General features: G+C 57.3%; 17 protein-coding genes. All 17 read right to left on the reverse strand.

Annotated elements, in window-relative coordinates; all coding sequences use genetic code 11:
• Window positions 1–4 precede the first annotated feature (4 nt).
• Entirely contained in the window at window positions 5–970 is a 966-nt protein-coding gene (locus tag AC1DKD_RS28595) for a glycosyltransferase family 2 protein (protein WP_477111261.1), read from the reverse strand.
• A 3-nt stretch (window positions 971–973) separates the two neighbouring features.
• Window positions 974–1,312, reverse strand: coding sequence for a hypothetical protein (locus tag AC1DKD_RS28600; protein ID WP_477111262.1), 339 nt, complete (start codon window positions 1,310–1,312; stop codon window positions 974–976).
• A 110-nt stretch (window positions 1,313–1,422) separates the two neighbouring features.
• Entirely contained in the window at window positions 1,423–3,450 is a 2,028-nt protein-coding gene (locus AC1DKD_RS28605; protein ID WP_477111263.1) for a hypothetical protein, read from the reverse strand.
• Between the two features lie 224 nt (window positions 3,451–3,674).
• Entirely contained in the window at window positions 3,675–4,208 is a 534-nt protein-coding gene (locus AC1DKD_RS28610) for a PIG-L deacetylase family protein (protein WP_477143985.1), read from the reverse strand.
• Between the two features lie 19 nt (window positions 4,209–4,227).
• Window positions 4,228–5,088: a GNAT family N-acetyltransferase gene (locus tag AC1DKD_RS28615; RefSeq protein WP_477111265.1), complete on the reverse strand. Its 861-nt coding sequence runs from the start codon at window positions 5,086–5,088 to the stop codon at window positions 4,228–4,230.
• Window positions 5,089–5,090: 2 nt separating this feature from the next.
• The gene (locus tag AC1DKD_RS28620) at window positions 5,091–6,116 is read right to left on the reverse strand and encodes a glycosyltransferase family 2 protein (protein ID WP_477111266.1); all 1,026 of its coding nucleotides are present in this window, start codon (window positions 6,114–6,116) and stop codon (window positions 5,091–5,093) included.
• A 28-nt stretch (window positions 6,117–6,144) separates the two neighbouring features.
• Complete coding sequence (locus AC1DKD_RS28625; RefSeq protein ID WP_477111267.1) at window positions 6,145–6,528, reverse strand: GtrA family protein; 384 nt, start codon at window positions 6,526–6,528, stop codon at window positions 6,145–6,147.
• A gap of 133 nt (window positions 6,529–6,661) precedes the next feature.
• The gene (locus tag AC1DKD_RS28630) at window positions 6,662–7,750 is read right to left on the reverse strand and encodes an MraY family glycosyltransferase (protein ID WP_477111268.1); all 1,089 of its coding nucleotides are present in this window, start codon (window positions 7,748–7,750) and stop codon (window positions 6,662–6,664) included.
• 6 nt (window positions 7,751–7,756) lie between these two features.
• Window positions 7,757–8,527 carry a glycosyltransferase family protein gene (locus AC1DKD_RS28635; RefSeq protein ID WP_477111269.1) on the reverse strand — a complete coding sequence of 257 codons (771 nt, stop codon included), beginning with the start codon at window positions 8,525–8,527 and terminating at the stop codon, window positions 7,757–7,759.
• Window positions 8,524–9,669, reverse strand: a complete 1,146-nt coding sequence (locus tag AC1DKD_RS28640) for a glycosyltransferase family protein (RefSeq protein ID WP_477111270.1) — start codon at window positions 9,667–9,669, stop codon at window positions 8,524–8,526. Before AC1DKD_RS28640 ends, AC1DKD_RS28635 begins: the two co-directional genes overlap by 4 nt.
• Window positions 9,666–10,766 carry a non-hydrolyzing UDP-N-acetylglucosamine 2-epimerase gene (gene wecB, locus AC1DKD_RS28645; RefSeq protein ID WP_477111271.1) on the reverse strand — a complete coding sequence of 367 codons (1,101 nt, stop codon included), beginning with the start codon at window positions 10,764–10,766 and terminating at the stop codon, window positions 9,666–9,668. The genes AC1DKD_RS28640 and wecB overlap by 4 nt, the downstream gene beginning before the upstream one ends.
• Before the next feature lie 37 nt (window positions 10,767–10,803).
• Window positions 10,804–13,044 carry a hypothetical protein gene (locus tag AC1DKD_RS28650; RefSeq protein WP_477143986.1) on the reverse strand — a complete coding sequence of 747 codons (2,241 nt, stop codon included), beginning with the start codon at window positions 13,042–13,044 and terminating at the stop codon, window positions 10,804–10,806.
• 256 nt (window positions 13,045–13,300) lie between these two features.
• On the reverse strand, window positions 13,301–16,339 hold the full coding sequence (locus tag AC1DKD_RS28655; RefSeq protein ID WP_477143987.1) for a glycosyltransferase: 3,039 nt from the start codon (window positions 16,337–16,339) through the stop codon (window positions 13,301–13,303).
• A complete protein-coding gene (locus tag AC1DKD_RS28660; RefSeq protein WP_477143988.1) occupies window positions 16,339–17,310 on the reverse strand; it encodes an ABC transporter ATP-binding protein in 972 nt (323 codons plus the stop codon). The genes AC1DKD_RS28655 and AC1DKD_RS28660 overlap by 1 nt, the downstream gene beginning before the upstream one ends.
• A gap of 149 nt (window positions 17,311–17,459) precedes the next feature.
• Entirely contained in the window at window positions 17,460–18,254 is a 795-nt protein-coding gene (locus AC1DKD_RS28665; RefSeq protein ID WP_477111299.1) for an ABC transporter permease, read from the reverse strand.
• A 32-nt stretch (window positions 18,255–18,286) separates the two neighbouring features.
• Window positions 18,287–18,838, reverse strand: a complete 552-nt coding sequence (gene rfbC / locus AC1DKD_RS28670; protein WP_477111275.1) for a dTDP-4-dehydrorhamnose 3,5-epimerase — start codon at window positions 18,836–18,838, stop codon at window positions 18,287–18,289.
• Between the two features lie 8 nt (window positions 18,839–18,846).
• Window positions 18,847–19,725, reverse strand: coding sequence for a glucose-1-phosphate thymidylyltransferase RfbA (gene rfbA / locus AC1DKD_RS28675; protein ID WP_477111276.1), 879 nt, complete (start codon window positions 19,723–19,725; stop codon window positions 18,847–18,849).
• Between the last annotated feature and the right edge of the window lie 2 nt (window positions 19,726–19,727).

Genomic DNA, 19,727 nt, shown 5'->3' on the forward strand with positions numbered 1-19,727 from the left:
AGGGTCAAACCTGATCCTCATTTTTGTCGCTGTTCTGGTGAATTTCCCTAATGATATAGGTGGGCCGCCGCTTTGACTCCATATATATTCGTCCCACATACTCCCCCAACATCCCTATGCCGATAAGCTGGACACTACCAAAAAACAGGACAGCAACCAGTAACGAAGCATAGCCGGGAACATCCACCCCGCGAATCAGTGTCCGAAAGACAATATACGCCGCATACAGGGAAGTGACTAGGGCACCAACACCTCCCACGTAGGTCCAAAGCTTGAGCGGTGCAGCACTGAAACTTGTAATACCCTCGAGCGCAAAATTCCAAAGTTTCCATCCGGAAAACTTGGTGCTTCCCATCACCCTTGGATTGCGAGTGTAGTCGATCGTGGTGGTCCGGAATCCCACCCAGGCAAAGAGTCCCTTCATAAAGCGTTGCTGCTCCGGCAACTTCCGAAGTGCATCAACGGCAATCCGATCCATCAACCGAAAATCCCCCACATTCTCGGGAATCTTGATGTGGGAAAGCTTGTTGTGAGCCTGGTAGAACAGTTCGGCAGTTTTACGCTTGAGGAATGAATCCGAACTCCGGTCCACTCGTCTCGCGAGGACAACTTCGCTCCCACGCTGCCATTCCGCTATCAATGCCGGAATAAGCTCGGGGGGATCCTGCAAATCCGCGTCGATGGGTATCACAGCATGGCCCCGCGCGGCATCAATGCCGGCAGTCAGCGCCGCTTCCTTGCCGAAGTTCCGCGACAGCTCCAGCACTCGGTAACGAGAATCACGCCTTGCCAAGGCAACCAACCGCCTCAGCGTATCGTCCTGGCTACCGTCATCGATGCATACCACCTCGAAGTCGAGTTTCGCAACTTGCGCCAGGACCGGACTCATCTTCTCGTAAAAATTGTCCACGCCCCCGCCCTCGTTATAGAACGGGACAATTATTGAAATCAGCTTTTTTTGATCACCCATAAACTAGAAACGCGCCTTATCGGCACAAAGAATATCTTTCGAATTCGCCGAGGCGAGCAGCTTCCCGGTCGCCCCGTCCATCAGAAGAAAGAGCGTCCGCCCGGAGATCCAACGGCCCGTATCTTTCTGGCCACGTGCGTCCGCTCCGGCATGCCAAAGAGCGGGATCGCCACTCTCGGGAAGGAGCCATATCTGCACCCAGCCAACGCTTGCGGAATCAACCAGCCAGCTCGCCCGAAACGCTACGGGCTCCTTCGACTCACACGAATAGGGCTGCAGCGGCACCAGCTGTATGCTGGCGCCGGGGACGGATCGATCAACAGCTGAAGCAATCAACGCCATGCCAGGTACGCGACCCAAGTGGGGATGCATGCGCTGCTTTGCACTCCACGTGACCAAGACGAACAGGAGGCAAAACGCCCCAAGGATAACGTAACCAAGCCTGCTTTTAGTCATTGCGCACCATGCTGGAAGCGCAGCCAGCCCGGCCAAAGCTGCTGTCGCGCATAATCTCTCGTGTTCGCCAGGGTAGGCCGCACCGTCACCGCGCCCGATTGCACAGCCCAGAGGGTCACATCGGTTATCTGTAACACCGGAACCGCTCCTAATGTCTTGAAGGCGGCGCTGAGTGCCTGGCTCTCTGGCGCTCCCTTGCTGATCACGTACCCAATGCCGGCGTAGTTGATCAGTCGCACCCAAAGCTCACCGCGCGTGTCCTCATTAGCCTTATTCACCGCATCCAGCATTGTCGGGTCGTACCAGATCGGTGAAATTGCCTTCCCGGAAAACGCGGTCATGTAGGGACGACCGGGTTCGGCCAGCAATACGCCGCCACCATTGCCATGGTACCGCAGGTATCTGGCCATTTCCTTCTCCGGTGCGAATTCGACATCGATACGCTTGGCCTGCTGCTTAAAACTGAACAAATCCCAAAACAAGCTATTCTGATAGCGATAAAAAGAATTAGGATAAAATCCCAGGTTGGCAATAATCAGCACCCCGAGAACCAAGACCAGCTCACGCTGCCGCCTCAGGAAGAAATAGCACCCCGCCACCGACAAGGGAATAATCAATGTCAATGCCGGAAACACATACCGGAGATACTGGATACTATAAAGCGTGCCCAGCATGGAAATGCCAATCACCACGATCGCGGGTGCGGCGCGCCTGGTATTGAGCGCCAGAAGGCATCCTCCCAGCAACCCGAGAAATAGAAAGCCAGCGCTCCCGTCATACGATTCCATATAACGATCGGTATCGAAAGTCAGTTGCCAAGGCAGCGACCATGTCAGGCCTGCGTGCCAATGCGCATCATTGAAACGATGGATCGAGTAGTATGGCGACCGGAAGATGTCGTTAAATATAGGAAGTACCGGATTGCCGGTAATGAGAGCAGCATAGAAATAGCTCGACCCCGTGATCAGCAAAACAATCGGAAGGAACTTCACGAAGACCATCAGTTCCCTGCCGATACGGCGCCCCCAAAGAGCCCAGACGGCAACTGGCAAGACCAGCAACACCTGCGTCGCCTTGACTGCCAGCAATCCCGCGCAAATCAGAATCACGGGAGCAAGCGGCAGTGAATTCCCCTTCCTCTTTGTATGGAGAACCACCGAGATCACCGCAGCCGATAGTGCCGTCAGTACGATTTCAACCTGCATGCCTCCCAGCAATGCAAGCACAAGCGGTTGGCTCGCAAAGGCTGCCGCCACCAGCCATCTAAGCGCTCGCGGCAATTCGAGGCTGCGGCAAATATCCCATAGAAAATACGCCCCTAGCGCGTACCAGATACCATTCACTGGACCACGTGCGTCCGACCCCGCCAGGACTCCGACAATCGCCTGGAGCACATCGGGAGTCCAGGGCGTCATCGCCCACACCTGGGACGCCGCATCCAGGCGATAGTATCCGAGCTCGCGCAACTGGAACGGAATTGCCAGATGGCCCGCCAAATCGTCAAACTGTACGGTAGGAACCCACAGCGCCATAGAGCCCAGCAGCAACACAGTGGCACAGAAGAAGGCCGCCCGCGGCTCACTGCGTACCGCCTCCCGCCACCCTGCTACGAGCCGGCGTACCGCCTCGCGGATAACCTGGAACCGGAATACCCAGATACTCCCAAACAGCAATCCGTAGACCAGTTGATCGTGAATCGGATATGGCAGCAGCCATCCGAGTACGCCAGAAATCAGCAGCATGCCGACGACGAGCGCCAGCGCCCAGCGTCGGTAACCCATGCCGGAAACAAAGGGCATACCAATCCCGACAGCGGCACCGGCAAAAATGATGGCGGCAGCCACGGGGGCTGTTCCCGCATGGCGCCATAGCAGGACTGCCCCAAGGATAGCCAGCGTCGTACTTGCCGACCAGCGAACAACGAAGACGCCGACCAATGCCACCGCGGCTAGAATGGCGGCAATAAGCGCCAGCTCCGAAACACGCTCTCCCGGAACCGTCTCCCAAATTCTGGTCGCGAACAAGCCGCCACCAACCGATACGCAACCAATAAAAAGCAGCGCGCGGGCGGCCCATGTGAATGCGCACCCAAATCTATTTGTCAGCACAAAAAAAGCCCATATTATTCAGTTTCAGAGTGTGGCATGTTKACTGACATTCTTTATCGCCATCGGCACTCCCTATTAGTGAGCTTGCTGGTCGATATCACGCAAAAAGGCACGCATTTCCGTCTCGAACGCACCCCATGTCAGCCAGCCGCGACGCTCATAAAGGAGCGCACCTTCATGTGGACGCCGCCAAATTCGCGTTTCGTCTGCCCTTTGCAAACTATAGGCACCGCCGACCATGAGTTTCGGCAAAACGAAAGGTAGCAAGCCCACCCAGGTCTTCCATTGCGAAGGATAAAAGGTGGCACAAAACCCCACGTATCGAAATCGCTCACGCCATGGAATGTGCAAGTACACGCCGGAAAACAAATGGCGTCAATGCCCGGGTGTGCCTGGCAGAAGTCCACGCACGCATCCCAGGCCCGACGCAGATGGCGATACAAGCCGCCGTCCGGCAGGCGCTGTGCTGCGCCCACGAAATGCAGGTCGCGCGCCGACACGCCCAGCGCGGCCAGCACGCGCCGGCTTTCCGCCGAGCGCCGAGACGAGACCGCCTCGCTAGCGCCGCCATCCGTTAGATACACGACTCTCGCCCGGCCTCCGCCCGCCACAACCCGGCGGATCAACTCAAAGCAGCCAAACTCGTCATCGGGATGCGCAAGCAGAAACAGCATCTCTTTGCRACTAGATGTGTCAATAGGCATCGAAATCCAGGAAGTTTAGGCTGATCTCTTCCGTCGGTACGCTGGCATGCTCGTCGTCAAGAGATCGATAGATCAAATTGAGCGGTGACGGTCGCAGGGCATCCGGCACGCTGATCGACAGGCCTCGCCGAAACGTACCCGCTGGCAGCAAGCCCAGGAAAAGACGCGGCAACGGTGGCACCGCTTCAAGCTTCGACGACGTTGGCTGTTGAGATACCGGCACTTCTCCGCAGACTACGATCCCTGGATAACCGGTGCGAGCGTGGGCAGCGAAAACGCCCTCCTCCACGCGAGCAATCCGTATCTGATTACGCGGGCTGGCGGCACGCCACGCGAGCCGCGTCCCAGTCCAGTCGCCCCGAATCGAGGCCTGCTGGCACGCCGCAGGCCAGTCTACCTTCGCAAGCCGGCCCATTGAGATCTTGGCCTCCAACGGGCTCACCAGTTGGAATCCCAGCTTGCGCGTGAACCCCGGCGTGCTGTTCGCATTGGCGACGCCGTAGACGAAACTGAAACCCTTCTCAGCACCCAGTGCATACGTACGGCGAGCCAATTCCGTGAATAGACCGCGCCCCTGGAATTCCGGGTGCGTCGCGGTATTCAGGGACAGCATTGCCCGACGTCGTTGGCCGAAGAGAAACATGTCCGCCGGAACGCAGACATAGTGACCGGCCAGCCGCTCCCCGACGAAGGCGTCATAGCCAATGACCGGACCGGACGGATTCTCACGGTACAGCCAGCGAAGATACCCCTCCCGCAGGTGATCGGCCCCGGGAAAACACACGCGAAAGAGCTCGGAATATTGGGCTAGCGCGGCATCATCCGTCCGCGTCGGGGCAAACTCAAACATGCTCAACCTGCATCGTTATGCTCTGTGATTAAACTCTTCCGCGCTGCGAAGAGCCGGTGGACCGGACGAATAGGCACACTTGCGATATCACTTCCGATGAACGCCAGCAACAATTGCAAACCCGTCAGGAACGATAGCGCCGCTACCATTACGGTCCCTACCGGCGTGCTGATATCGAGCCTGCTGGAGTCGTACCAATGGTAGCCGCCAAAAATAATGCCAAAAGACATCACCAGAAGACCGACCACCAATTCAATGCTGGCCAATGAAACATCGCGAAGAAAATAATTATAGAAAATTCTCTTCCCAAAGTTCCTGATGTGCTTCGTAAGAAACTCGCCCATGATCTTCGAAATCTTCAGATTGCTGACCTCCTCACCGTAGACTGCATCCATTGGGATATCGACAACCACGGCCCGGAACGTACCCAGACGAAACAGCATGTCGGTTTCAAAGAAATAGCGTTCGCTTATGCGCTCCAATGGGAGCCTGCGAACCACATCGGCGTGAATTGCCGTATAACCGTTGGTCGGGTCGAAAATATCCCAATAGCCGGTAGAGAGCTTCGACATCAAGGAAAGCACTGCATTCCCGAAGATACGTACGGCCGGCATGCGCCCAATATTCCCGAGATCGTAGAAGCGATTCCCCTTGGTGTAGTCCGCGTCACCCGAAATAATCGGCATGACGAACTCCGGGATCAAGGAAGGATCCATCTGCCCGTCACCGTCGACCTTGACAATCACGGTGGCTCCGTCCTCGACAGCTGCGCGGTAGCCAGTCATTACTGCCCCGCCAACCCCTTTGTTCCTCTCGTGGCGGATCACGCTTACGCGCGGATCGGTGCATTGCTGCTCCACAAGCGCGCCGCTACCCTCGGGACATGCGTCGTCTATGACGTAGATTCGCCAAACCAGTCCGCAGATCTCATCAATCACTGACAGAATATGATTGACAACTTTGTAGCTGGGGATGATCACCGCGACGCGCTGCTCACCTACATTCCACCTTTCAGCGTACGGCTTCATTACCAATACTCTCTTCCCAGTATATTGTTCAACGATATATCCAATATTTCGAAACCGTAAAGCCAAGCAAGGCCAGAACGGCATCTGCCACCGGCTTGACTAGCCACGTGAAATGCAGTCCCTTCGCATGATCCATGTAACCGATGACGATAGTGCTCGCAACGGTCATGACACCCCAGGACAAAGAAAACCTGAGCAGATGCCGCAAGCTCAAGCCGCCATCCAGCGCCAGCGAGAACGTCGCTTTTCCATTCAACCAGAAGCCCACCAGGGCGCCGATAATTCTGCCCGTAATATTGGCAGGAACAACCCCGATGCCTAGAGCGGACAAGAGCACGAAGCACCCCCAATCGACCCCAAGTTGAAGTACTCCCACGATTCCGTAGGAAACACCTTCCCTGAGAATTCCCATATTCTACCTATATCGTCGATAGCAAACCGCATTGCCATCACCCAAAGCAATAAAGCTGCCACATATGCAATGACGCACCCCCGAGCAGCCTCGGCTTACTGGCAGCCCGGCCGGCGCGCGCCTACGCAGGAATCTAATCTGTTCTCTTCTGCTGCCTGCGCGAAAGAAGTCGGCGCCCCTTCCTCAGAAAACGAGCCGCATTATGCATAATGGCCAGATGCACAGCAGTCACCAGCAGGAAAGCCAGGAATATCCAGTATTCCGGCACCCCCCTTTTCCACGCTAACACCCCGATCGCGCCAAAAAGCGCATTGCTCACAAGAATGATCCACACGACTTTGTCGGTAGGGATATCGATTCTTGCCAGCACATGATGGAGGTGTGTGCGATCCGCGGACAGCGGGTTCCGGCCCGCCATGGCGCGCCTGGCAGTCACAGCGGTGAGGTCCATCAATAGCACACCGGTTATCCACAACATGACAGCAGGAGGAACATGCTTTCCCGCGTTATACGATGGTTGCGATAGCTCAACCGCAAACCACACCACCGCGAAGCCGAGCATCAGACTACCCGCATCGCCTAGAAAGACACGCTTCTTCCCCCTAAGCGGATTGGGAATATTGAAAATCAAGAATCCTACCAACGCGCCAAACAGGATCACGCAATATCGCTGGGCGGTGAAATTGCCTACCTCGCCAGCAAGATAGGAGAACCAGCCAAAAACCGTGAGCGCCAGGCCGCCTGCCAGACCGTCCAGGCCGTCCATCATATTCATCGCGTTGATCACCGCGACCACCGCAAACAGCGTCAGTGGTATCCCCCAGTTCGTCAGTTCAATTTCGCGTTTGCCGAACAGATCGCCGAGTGACATGAGGAATACCCCTCCCCAGGAGGTCATCAGGATCGCTGCAAACAGCTGAGCGCACAATTTCGCCAACGGCGTCATGCCGCGCAAGTCATCAATCACACCGACCGCCGCCAGCAAGGTCACTCCCGCCAACAGGGCAACGTGATAGTCCGAAACCCTGACGAACGCGGCAGACCCCGCCCACACGGCTAACGTGATGGCAATTCCGCCAACCAGCGGCACTTCCCCGCTATGGCGCTTGCGCCCACCCGGCTTGTCGAGCAATTCACCGCGCAACGCCAGCGGCCGCAGCATTAGCACGGCGGCCACGGCACTCAGAGCCACAAAGAGAGGAACCCAAAAGAAATCGTACATGTTGATCTAGTCCGAACCGGAACCCTGCGCAATATATCGCCAGTAGGCCGAAGACGTCATCAAACGCCAGAGACTCGCTAGATGCCACCGGAAATGAAGACTGCTGACTGTAGTTTGGCGCCTGGCATCATGAACAACGGAAGCCCCCTGCACCCAACTCACACTTTTTCCCGCCAGATGAAGGCGCAGGCAAACATCGACGTCCTCACAGTACAAATGGTATCTCTCGTCGAAGCCATCGATCGCGGCGAAGGACGCCCGGTCAAACACCAGGCACATCCCTGCCAGCCAATCGACGGGCTGGACGGGTAAATTCGCATCATAGTCGGCCTGTCTCCTTCCCAGGAGCACACGCGATGCYAGGCGCAGGACCGATGGGTTCCGGCGCGCGCTATCCTCTATGCCACCGCCGGGCGCGAGGACCTTCGGGCCAGCGACGCCCGGATGCAGCCTCACCTGTTCCGCAAGGATTGCCAGGGGATTACCGGTCGTCATCCTGAGATCCGGATTCAGGACAGCGAAGAACTCCCCGGTGCTTAGCGCGAACGCGGCGTTATGATTTGCGCCAAATCCGCGCGGCTCGCTGTTCTTTATCAGCCGATAGGGAACACCCGAGCTACGCGCTATCGACTCCAGACGGCCAGGTATATTCTCGGTCAGGATCAATTCGAGCGATATCGACGATGCAAATCCGGCAAGATCGTCGAGCAATGGCGCAATCAAGTCATCGTGTCCGTGGCTGACGATCGACACGGACATCCGGATCGGCCCGTTCACAGAACGCCTCCATCAATCAGCAGCCTGCCCACGGGACTTTGCTGGAATCGCCTGAACCAGGTCTGCTCTCCCCGGAAAGCCATTGCCGCGCCGGGCGAATCCCTGAAGTCCAGCGCAACTGCCGCCGCCTTCGCCATCTCGTCCGCCGTGTTCGCGAGAAATACGCCGCGCTCTCCCTCTCGTTGGCGCATCTCCCCAAACCGAGTCGAGATAACTGGTATGCCGAGCGCACGATACTCGTAATACTTGATGGGATCGACAGAGTCCGTCAATTCACTCCGCTTGAACGGTATCAGGCCGACGTCAAACTCCGTGACCGCGTCCATCGCCTTCTCATGCGTGCACGGCGGCAGCATTTCCACGTTGCCCGGCAGGCCTGCTGGCACAGGGACAAAGACCGGGCCGATCACGCGAACCGTGGCTTGCGGCTGCGCCCGCGCGAGCGCCGCTACCGCATCCCAGTCAAACCACCGCCCGATAGTGCCGATATAGCCAAACACGCGGCGTGAACCGTGCTGGGACAAAGGCGCACGGGGCGCCGGCAGGACGGCCGGATCACAGGCATTGCGAACCAGGCTCACATCATTACGGATCAGGCGCCACTGGTCCAGCAGGCAGGTCGAAGAGGCAAGCACCATCTGAGCCTTCGCCACCACGGCTGCTTCTCGCCGCGACATGACGAAGCGAGACACCCCACTATAGAACGCGGAGAAATGGTCCATCGAATCATAGACGGAGCCCTTGAACCACCGCTTTGACAGCAGCAGCAAAGCGAGGAGCGACGGCTTGCCAATAGCGAGGAAGGTATCTCCTTCTTTAGCGAACGATTCGATGGCATGGAGCGCATTACGCCACAGCGTTACGTTGGCCCAAGCCAACAGCGGCAGCGGCTCCACCGGCAATGCCCTTGGCCTCACTAGCTTAAGCCACGCCGGGGGCTCGCCCTGTTGCGCGATGCTCTTGCCCTCATGCGACCCCAAGCGTAGCCGCCGGAAGTCGCCTATGTTGGGCAAGCGGGTGGGATAAGGCTCCACCCAGACCACGTCTCCCCCGCTTTGCGCATGAAACCATTCGACGAATTTATGCGGCCTCTGCGAAAAGGAAGACCATGGAACCGGCGACAGGTAAACCAATCGGATCATGCAAAATACTCGCGCAGAACCTTCACGATGCGTTCCGATGCGTGTCCATCCCCGTATGGCGAAACGCCTCGGGCCATGCTGCGATAGGCCTCGGGATCATCCAGGAGCCGCTGCGCTTCGGACACGATGCGTTCGTAGTCCGGGCCCACGAGCTTGACCACGCCGGCGTCCACCGCTTCCGGCCGCTCCGTCTCACGACGCAGCACCAGCACGGGCTTGCCCAGCGCCGGCGCCTCTTCCTGTACACCGCCCGAATCGCTGAGGATCAGGTACGCGCGCTTCATGGCCGCAACGAATGGCAGGTAGTCGAGCGGCTCCGTCAAGGTTACGCGCGGTAAGGTCCCTAGCATGCGATGCGCGATGTCGCGCACGTTGGGGTTGGGATGTACGGGATAAAGAACCTCGATGTCCTCGTTCGTCTCCACCAAGTGCCTGATAGCCCGGCAGATCTCCTCAAACGGCTTGCCAAAGTTCTCCCTACGATGCGAGGTGACCAGCACCAGGCGCTTGCCCGCTTGCACTGCCGGCATCAGATGGTCGCAGCGCTCGACCACATCGAGCAGTGCGTCGATCACCGTATTGCCCGTCTGCGAGATTTCGCTATCGGCAATGCCTTCGCGCAGCAGATTCTCACGGGATGAGGCGGTGGGCGCGAAGTGCCAGCGTGCAATGCGCCCTGCGATCACGCGATTCATCTCTTCCGGAAAGGGATTTTGCATGTCCCAGGTCCGCAGGCCAGCTTCGACGTGCCCAAAGGGAATGCGACGGTAAAAGCAGGCCAGGGCCACCGTCATCACGGTAGTGGTATCTCCCTGGGCTACCACGGCGTCAGGCCGCTCCGCGTCAAGGACCTGGTCCACCTCGACGAGGAGACGCGACGTCAATTCCACCAGCGACTGATTCGGCCGCATGATATTCAGATCAATATCAGGCTCGATGCCAAACAAGCCGAGTACTTGATCCAGCATCTGGCGATGTTGCGCGGTGGCGAGTACCCTGCAATCCGCCCAAGGCTCGCCCTTCAGCGCGTTGATCAGGGGCGCCATCTTGATCGCCTCCGGGCGCGTTCCCACGACGCATATAATCTTCCTTTTCATCTTCAGAGCAACCTTCTATTAATGCGAAATTGATTGGTCAGAGATCCATAAAATGGAAATCCATAGACAAAACACCCTTGCCTGCGGGAACGCATACCGCGCGAAATGCCTGATTCGCTCGAAACAATGGCACCCTCTCCCCATTCACACTTGCCCGCCACCACGGGTGATAAACATCCGATAAAACAAACCAAGCTGGAGCATCTGCCACATACTCAACTTCCAGCCTGTTGTTTCGATACTCTCGCAAGGTATAGCTTAGCGACCCCTTGCAGGACTTCATGGCCTGGATCTGCGCCTCTGTCAGCGCCCCGTCATCCGTAATCTCAACGCTCCGCTCTGGCTGGAAATCCTTCATGCCTTCGCCAGGCGCCACCACCACGAATTGCTTGGGATTCAACACACGAGGCAGCGGTTCCTTTACTTCCCAGATCTGCGTATTATCGAACTCAGCCACCGGTCCGCGCAGTGCCTTCAAATACTCCGGGTCAAGCTGATCCAATGACGCGCTACTGACGACATATTTGACGCCTAGCGCCCGGAACCTCGGCGAGCCATAACTGGAAGCCACACCCTCGATCCGTTGACTCGCCGACGATTCGGGCGCCCCGTAAAACCGCTTATAGGCGGCCTCGACCAGCGGATTGTAGCCCAACGTGGACTGGAACCGCTCGATCGACGGGACGTTGCGCCACATTCGCCAGGCATCGATCTGTTCGATACGCGAGTCGATCCCACCTTGATTGGCTACGCGCGGCTTTAACCATTCCGTCACTGGATTATCGCCAGGTTTCGGGAAAAAGTTGGAGACATAACCTTTCCCCACCGCATTGAACGGCTTCCCCACACCCGCGAACGCCAAATCCGCCGCCACGGCAAGCACAAGAATTGTGGTTAATATGCGTGTTTTCCTAAATATTACCCAGAGCAATATATAGACCAGACATGGCAGCAGGAAGCGCCCAGCCACATTATAAAATGGCACGCTACCAGCATAAAGAAACCACGCCATCCACAAGACCACCGCAACTCCCGCGATAATCAGGCCGGCAAGCCGCACGGGTTGTCGCGCGACGTAAAGGCGCAAGCGGGAAATCGAATCGTCGTCAAGATTCAACAACAAAAATGCAAATATCGCATTTACCAGAAACATTGCGTCATTGGGGCGACGAAAGAGCTTGACGCCAGGAATCAATTCATAGTAGGCGCGATAAACATGCCAGTTCGGCCCAAGAGCATATGTTATAAAGAAAACCAGCCCAAGCAAAAATGCCGCTTTCTCGCGGCGTTGAAATTCGTCTTTCGGCTTTGAAAGTATTGATGCACCTACGAGAACCAGTGGAACCAGGCCTATATAGAAATAGTTGGACGTGAGCTCTCCCAACCAGGGCTTACCCATCGTGGATCCAGAATAGGCGGAAAGAAGAAACGTGAAGAACGCTAGGAATTCCGCTCCGCCAGGATTCGCAGCCAGATAATCATAGAAAATTTCGGGCCTATTCGAAATGCCGAGAAACACCTTTACCGCATAGAGAAACGGGAACGACAGCGACAGCGCCACCAGCATCGCAAGGACCAGCGCGGTCCACCGCCGTGCGTTCCCCAGCGAGCGCCAGTTCGTGAGCAGGTACAGCACTAGGAATAACGTAGCCAGATAGGTCACTTGCGTGCCATGCAGCAGCAATAGCCCACCCGCGATCCCTGCCATCAAACCCGCCTTCCAAGCTCCCGACCGTATGACACGGCTAAGATATAGAAAGCAAAAGGGCAGGATTGCATAGCCGACAATCATCGGCGTGTGCTGCAGACGGGCAATGGCCACCCCGCCAAACATGTAGACCAGCGCCGCGATGACGGCGATTGCGACGGGCGTACCGCGGTCCCGTGCGCACAGCACGATCCCTACGCCGCCAAGCAGCACGTGCAAGAGTACGGCGATACTGAACGCGAGGAGGTAGTGCGGAGCCAACACCACCATGATCAGATTCATCAGCGGCGAAAATACCATGCCCTGCGGGTCGGCCACATTCGCAAAACCAGCGAAGAGGTACGGGTTCCATAGCGGCAACTCGCCATCAATATACGAGCGCGCATTGAACAGCATTTGCGGATAGAACTCGTCCATCGCATCAAATGGGATATAGATCCCACCCGACAGCCAGCGCCAGGAAAGCAGGCACCAGATCAATGCGACCGCCACCAGCGCTCCGCGATAGGAAACCTTGTTCTGGTGACATTCACCGCCATATGCGTACGAGCTTATCTTGCCATCACTCAAGCTCTCCACCGTCCCCTCCGCTGCATAACTCACCACTCCCGGCGGCCAGATAGCCTGGTGCCTCAGCCCAGTGCACCCCCTCGGCCACACTCGCGTGAAGGACGAGCGCGTCTCTTGCCACCAAAATCAACGACTTCTGGACATCGGTAGCCTCGCTCACTGCCGCCACCAATCCACCTGTCAGGCATCCGGCTTGGGATACGAAAGGGATGCAGCCAATCGATCCCGCCTTCCTAAATGCCGGTAGTGCGCCGGATTACTGTCTGTAGCGATGGGGCACCCATGGCCCCCACTTCGCCTCATAGATGGCCCGATTCTTCTCCATTAGCGCCTTGCGCCGTTCATCCCCCAGCTTGTTGAAAGATGCCGACAAATGGTGATGCACAAAAACGTCCTCCGCGCATACGCATCGCAAGTTTTCCTGCTGCAACCGGCGACAATAGTCGTCATCCTCGAAAAAGCCCAGGCCAAACGCTTCATCCAGGCCGCCGACCTTCTCATAGACCGTTCGCGGGATCATCACGCAGAAGAAGGCAGCTGTATGAATATCAAATGTGCGCCCCATCTGCGCCACCGTGTATTTGCGCGCCAGTGCCGGCATCTCCTCCGTACTGTCGTACGTAATCGAGATCTTTGCTTCGTTGCCAATATTATTGGTCACTGGCCCGATCAATCCGATCGATTCGTCCGCACGAAGGTGCCGCACCAGACCAGAGGCCCAGCCCGGCGTCACGACAGTGTCGTTATTCAAGATAACCAGATACTCGCCGGAAGCCGCCGCCAGACCCAGATTATTTCCGGCCGCAAAGCCCGTGTTCTCGTCGCTCAGCAATAGCTTGACGTCGCTGCGTCCATTGGCATAGGCGCGAAGATAGTCGGGGCTGCCATCCGACGACGCATTGTCAACGATGACGATTTCATGACGTACGTCTGCCGTGCACGCGTCGATACTGGCCAGGCATTTCTTGGTCAGGTCAAGATTGTTATAGGTCAGCACCACAATGCTTACCAACGGCCGGACCGCGTTCGCCAGCGCATCCTCCAACTCCTCGGCTCGATGCTTCCAGGTCTGTTGCGAGGCAAACGCGATTCGCCTGCGCACGATATCGCTCTCCCGGCTTTCCGACAGGGCCTGGTGGCATTCGGCAACAAAGGCTTCGTGCCCCTCGGCGGTATAGACCAGTTCGCCGAACTGCTTCATTTCCGGCAAGCTCACAGATACGACGGGCTTACCGGAGCAGAGGTACTCGTAGACCTTTACCGGATTTGTCGCCAGCGTAAGATCGATTACGCGGAACGGCAGTACGCAAATATCGAATGCATATAGATAGTGCGGCAGTTCCGCATAGGGAATCTCGCCAAAGAATTCGATGTTGGGGAGGTCGGCCAGTTGTGTACTTGCGTTGCAGGTGTCCGCACCGATCATCATCACTAGATGATCGGGAAATGCAAGCGCGACCTTACGCACCAGTTCCACATCGAACCATTCCGCGATAGCCCCGTAGTAGCCAATAATGCGCCGCTTCTTCGGGTCCTGGAAAACTCGCTCTGGCTGCGTACTGAAATGCTTGAAGTCGCAAGCATTGCGAACCGTGAAGACGTTGGCATTCTTGCCCTCGCATGCATTCCGAAGCCAGTCGGAGGTGACGACCAGGACATCGCTTTCCGCCATCAAGCTCTTTTCGGCAACAATCATTTCCACCGATACGTTGCCAAACCCCTCGTGGTGGTCCATGCAGTCATAGACCATCCGGCTCCTTGGGACGCTGTGCGCAAAGCCCAGCCAGAATGGATGCTGGACGACTGAAATATAGGCTTCCGCACCCGCCCAGCGGACAAAGGCCGCCAACCCACTTCGGATTTGCTCGTGAATCAGTTCAGGCGCCAGTTCATTGTAGATAGGGGGTGCGCCCAGAGCATGGAAGCGGACTTGATAGACGCCGGGCTGCCCGCCAATCGACTCGATGCTAAAACCAGGTTCCGGCCGGTCGAGCAATTGGGCACTGACATAGAAGACGCGATGGCCGCGTGCTGCGAAGCCCAATGCCAGTTGCTGGGGCCGCTGGAAACGGAAGTGCCAATCGATCACGCCCCAGAAAATGACGTCCTCGCCCTCTCCATGGGGTTCGGCCGGCGGCAATACGATGTCAGCCTTGACGATCGGCGACGCGTGAAGATTCGAACCGACCTTGCGCCGCACCGTGGCGATGACCGCATCAGCGCCCTCGCGCCGATAGAACTCGAGCAGCTTGCGCGACGTCTTAACGATGCCACCCTGCCGCGCGATGAACCGCTTCAGGCGGCCCAACGAACGCCGCGTCTTTACAAACGGGCTCCAGATCATGCGTAGCGGTGCAGTCACCCGCCACGACAAGGAACCGTAAACAAGTGCAAGGTCCTTGTCGCGTTGCTCAAGCACAGTCACAGCATCATTGCACCGACTCTCGGCCGCCGCACTGCGGCGCTCAGCCGACGCACTTTGCCGTAGAGCCTCCTCGCTCCGGAACTCTGCCAGCGCACGCGCACGCTCTGCATGGTCGAGTTGCTCCGAAAAAAGCTTGCGCTCAGCGGTTGCCTTTTTCAGTTGCGCATTAGCCGCCTGAAAGCGCTGGAAATGGCCAGCCGCAATGACTTCTACCTGCCCCAGGGTCAATCCTTGCGCAAGGATCGCGTCTGGCCGCCCGTAGATCAGCAACATCTGTTCGCCCGGCCAGTAGCATGGATGATGCTGTCTCGTATCCATCAATTCAGCATGGACCAGCGCCATGCCGTTGCGCAACTGCACGGGTGTATTACCGAAATCGAACGTGAACTCGTGCTCGGGTATGCGTTCGAACTCGCGGTAAGGAACCAGCACCACCAACCATTGGCCGATGTATGGATCCAGCTTTTCCAGCACATCGAAAGGCTGGTCGAAATGTTCGAGCGTATTTGAACTGAATATGACGTCAAACGGCTTCGCAGCAATGACGCCTTGCTCGAGCAGGTTGACGGCGCGAAACGGCAGCCCTGGATAATTCTGGGTTGCTTTATGTATTGCAGCGTCCGAAAAGTCGATTCCGACCACTTCGGCAGGCGCCAGTGCATCCGTGAGCACCCTTGTCCCGTCGCCCTCGGCACAACCCCAGTCGCATACGGTCAGCGCGCCTGTGCGAATCGCGTCGCCTAGCCAATCCGGAAGATGCCTCATTGCGAGTTGGCAGAAATATTGCGTCTGCTCGCGACCAGAGGCTTCTGACCAATCCTGTTCGAAGCGATTMTCCCAGTAGCTCTTGCTGTTGATATTAGAGTCCATCACAGAGGTGCAACCTTTTGCGAGATAATAGAAACCGCCTGGTCGATGCTAGGCACAAACATACCGTGTACGGTTCCGGGCCAGATTGAAGAAAAATATAGACCGCCTTCGATATATTCGAGATACCGCACCGTTGCGCCCGACCGGTCCTCCACAGCGAGGGCCATCATGTAGTTGCCAGGCGCCAACTGATTGGTCATGCGAAACTCGACAAGCACGTCACCGCCGGCGTCGCGCTGAAACCGGTAGCCACTATCCCAAGTGGTCGAAACGATCAGGTCCGATCCAGCAATATTCTTGATCGACAGAGCAATGCCAAGAGACGACACATCCGAAGAATCCGGCAGGCCGCACTTGATCCTGACGACGAAACTCGCCTCGCCTTTGATGACGGAGACTGGCTCCATATTGCTGGCATCAAGGAGGTCAATCTCCTCGATGCAGCCCATCGCTTCTCCCCAGTGACTGATCGCGCGCCGATGGTGCTCTGGCTTTTGCAAGTCGCCCGCTTCCGCTGTGGCGAGGCAACCTTCCTCGTCGTCATCGAACAGGAATTTCATATATCGAGCGGTCACGCTCAATACATCCCCTTCCAGGCGCATGACGCCCTTGTCCAGCCAGATCGCTCTGTCGCACAAAGTACGCACAGCGCCAACATCGTGGCTCACAAAGAGGATAGTGGCACCCCCATCCTTAAGTGCCTTGATGCGGTCCAGGCATTTCGACTGGAAACGAGCATCCCCCACCGCCAGCGCTTCATCCACGACAAGTAGCTTTGGGTCCACATGTACGGCCACGGAGAAAGCCAGCCGCACGAACATGCCGCTCGAATAGGTCTTGACCGGCTGATCGATAAAATCACCAATCTCAGCGAACGCTTCGATCTGAGGAAAGACCGCATCGATCTCCGCTCTCGTGAGGCCAAGGATGGCAGCATTCAGATAGACATTCTCTCGCCCACTGAACTCCATATTGAAGCCTGCGCCGCTCGCGATAGAGTGGCGCCTGAGCAAAGCCGGTCAGGCTTGCGATACGGCCGCGCACCGCTTGCAGCAGACGATCACGCGGCTTGTCGTAAATGCGAAAGCACTTCCCCAGATGCGCGGCGCGAATCACAACATCAGAGGACATCGGCAAACCCCCTGCGCAAATGCTGGAAGAGCGTGAAACCACACCACGCCACAACGACTGCGCCCAATGAATAGATAGCAAGCCCGGACCAATTCGGCATGCCACCACCAATCATCACGGTCCTGAGCTGCTCCATTGGGAACGTCAGCGGATTTAGACGCATGAAGGGCTGCAGGCGTGCTGGAAGCGCCGATACCGGATAAAACATGGGCGACATAAACATCGTTACCGTAACCATGACCCCAATAATCTGACCGAGGTCTCGCAAATAGACCCCTAGCGATGCAAGCGCCCAGATCAATCCGACCACGAAGCACGCGAACGGCAACAGGATCAAGGGGAACAGCACAATAGTCGGGCTGAGCGTGTGGCCAAGCAGGAGGCTAAATGCCATTAGCACGCAAAGTCCGATCAGGGCATGAAAAAAACCGGCAAATAGGGTTACCCAGGCAAGTAATTCGAGGGGAAACACCACTCGCTTGACGAAGTTCGCATTGCCGATGATCAGACTCGGCGCACGCGAGACGCACTCTGCAAACAAGCCATGAACAATCATCCCCGCGAAAGCCATCAAGGCAAAGTCAGAGGAATTCTCGAAACCGCTGCCCCAACGCGACTTGAAAACATGGCCAAACACGAAGGTGTAGACCGACAGCATCAACACTGGGTAGAACAATGACCATAGCAGACCGAAAATCGATCCGCGGTACCGACCAACGACCTCGCGCCTGGTAAGCTGGTACACCAGGCTCCGGTGGCGAAATAACGCGCCGAACGGACCCATCACGATATGGCTGGCGGGGAGAATGGCCCTGCTCACTTTTGCTCCAGAGACTGCGCCAGCGACAATCCTCGCTGGTCCTTCGCGGCGAGAATGGGCTCGCCGTCGAGCGGCCAGTCGATCCCGAGCGCCGGATCGTTCCAGGCCAGGCTGCGTTCGTGTTCCGGATACCAGTAGTCAGTGGTCTTGTAGAGGAACTCGGCGGACTCGGACGTCACCATGAAACCGTGGGCAAACCCTTCGGGCACCCACAGTTGGCGCTTGTTCTCCGCGGAAAGTGTCAGGCCGGTCCATTTGCCAAAAGTGGGCGAGCCGCGGCGCAGGTCAACCACCACATCAAACACTTCGCCCGAAGTCACCCGCACCAACTTACCCTGCGGACGCTGAATCTGGTAATGCAGCCCACGCAGCACATTGCGCGCGGAGCGCGAGTGATTGTCCTGCACGAACTCGCGCTTGAGCCCGGTCGCGGCTTCAAACGCCTTGGCATTGAAGCTTTCAAAAAAGAATCCTCGGTCGTCGCCGAACACTTTGGGTTCGAGGATGAGCACCTCAGGGATATCTGTAGGGATGACTGTCAGGTTCATGGTCTTGCTTACTTGATCGTTTCCGAGACAATGCGCTGCAGGTACTGTCCATAAGCGTTTTTGGACAGTGGCTTGGCCAGCGCCGCCACCTGCTCGGCATCGATCCATTTGCTGCGATACGCGATTTCTTCCGGACAAGCGACCATCAGGCCCTGCCGGTTTTGCAGCGTGGCGATAAAACTGGCCGCTTCCAGCAGCGAGTCATGCGTGCCGGTATCGAGCCACGCATAGCCGCGCCCCATGATCTCCACGTCGAGCTGCGCCATCTCGAGATAGCGCTTGTTGACGTCAGTGATCTCGAGCTCACCCCGGGCTGACGGCTTGATATCGGCCGCGATGTCGCAGACCTGCCGATCATAAAAGTAAAGCCCGGTAACGGCATAGTTTGAACGCGGCTTCAGCGGCTTTTCTTCGAGCGATAGCGCACGGAAGTTGTCGTCGAATTCGACTACGCCGTACCGCTCCGGATCGTGCACGTGATAAGCGAACACTGTGGCGCGCGCGTCCTGGCTGCCGGCACGGCCAAGCTGGCCCACCAGGTCGTGGCCATGGAAGATGTTATCGCCCAGGATCAGTGTGGAGGAATCGTTGCCGATAAAGTCGCGGCCGATGATAAAGGCCTGCGCCAGGCCGTCCGGCGACGGCTGGACCGCGTACTGGAGGTTGATGCCCCATTTGCTGCCGTCGCCGAGCATGTCGGCGAAGCGTGGCGTATCGTCCGGCGTGGAGATCACAAGGATGTCACGAATCCCTGCCAGCATGAGCGTGGACAAGGGATAGTAGATCATCGGCTTGTCGTACACCGGCAGCAATTGCTTGGAGACCGAGCGTGTGATCGGATAAAGCCGCGTGCCGGAACCCCCGGCCAGGATGATGCCTTTGCGCATGG

Source organism: Cupriavidus sp. 05T313 (genome assembly GCF_056396665.1).